Annotated in this window: 2 protein-coding genes; both read right to left on the bottom strand. The window is 48.3% G+C overall.

Going from position 1 to position 1,235, the window contains the following annotated elements:
• Positions 1-393: hypothetical protein (locus NFR51_RS11005; protein ID WP_251713622.1), on the bottom strand; the 393-nt coding region annotated here is incomplete at its 3' end.
• A partial coding sequence (locus tag NFR51_RS11000; RefSeq protein WP_251713621.1) for an AAA family ATPase occupies positions 390-1,235 on the bottom strand: 846 nt, incomplete at its 5' end. The genes NFR51_RS11000 and NFR51_RS11005, both read right to left, overlap by 4 nt.

The following is a 1,235-nucleotide window of genomic DNA, read 5'->3' as shown; positions in this document are numbered from 1 at the left end:
GTCTCGATGCCCATTGATCACCAAAACCAGTTTCACGTCCTGACCAGACCAATCCACTTCACGAAATCTGGCCGGTATAGACTCGTCTGCTGTGTCATGTCGCCCCAAACAGGCAGCAAGGGTTAACGAAAAGGCATTGATCAGCTTGTCGCGTATTTCAGCAACGAACTCGTCAAAATTTGGTTTGGTTTCGGGCCTTGGACTGCTCGATTTAGCCTCTACAACCCAAAGCACTGGCTCTCCCTTACGGCTGTTTTTGAGCAGAAGGAACTCCGCCATTTGCACGTGGTTTTGTATCCGTCGATATAGATCACTTTCCTCAATGTAGAGGCAGTGGCCTTCAGGAAAGGGGCCAAACGTCATTCCAGATTCCTGGATCGCCTGATTTGTCATGTCAGAACCAGCTCCACCTCTTCCTGATAAAGCCGGATCGACTCCTCAATGATTTTGTTATCAGGCATCCCCTCTTGCAGGTTGTTGCATGTCCACTCTCCATTTTCCTCAGAGATCACCGGAACTGATATACCCTTCTCCTGTGCGATCAAAAAAAGCTTCTTGATGACAAAGTACGAGTGGCTAGCCATGAAAAACTGAATCCCACGCTCAGACAACAGAGCGATGTTGTCCAATAACTGAGAAATGGCCTTCGGATGTAGTGCAGACTCCGGTTCGTCAATAAAAATGACCGAACTGGTATCCAGATAGCGGTTACCGAGAAGCGTGTCCAGGATCGCAATTTTCTTGATACCTTCCGCTGTCACACCGATAGGGAACTTCTGATTCCCTTTTTTGAAAGCCCACTTGTTGGAGGCATCATCAAACTCGATTTTCCCTCCAAGCATCGACTCAAGGTCCTGCCTGGATTTCGAGAACTCCCGGTAGTTGTTGCCCTTGGTGGTGGAATTTCTCAACGCCCGAGCAAGATCCAGATAGGTATTGTCGAAACCAAAGGCCTTATCCTGCTCCCGGGATTTGAGAATGATGTGATGTATCGACAGTACTTCCTTGGCCGGAAGGAAAATGGAATTACTGCTCCTGGGCGGAACATGATTTTCCAACGACGAAATCTGCTTGGTCGTATCCTTACCAAAGTTATAGATGAAGTTCCGGTCATCAAATGTCATCGAATAGTGCAGAGGCCTTTCTGCACCTTTGGTCACCAGATCACCAATCTTGTCTGGCTGAAAGGTCCAATACAGGTTTTCAGCCAGTATCTCGGCTGCCGTCCGCTGATC

This window comes from Lactococcus ileimucosae, from assembly GCF_943193185.1.
Taxonomy (GTDB): domain Bacteria; phylum Bacillota; class Bacilli; order Lactobacillales; family Streptococcaceae; genus Lactococcus; species Lactococcus ileimucosae.
Note: the sequence above shows the minus strand (reverse complement) of the source record. Positions and strands in the feature narration are given on the sequence as shown.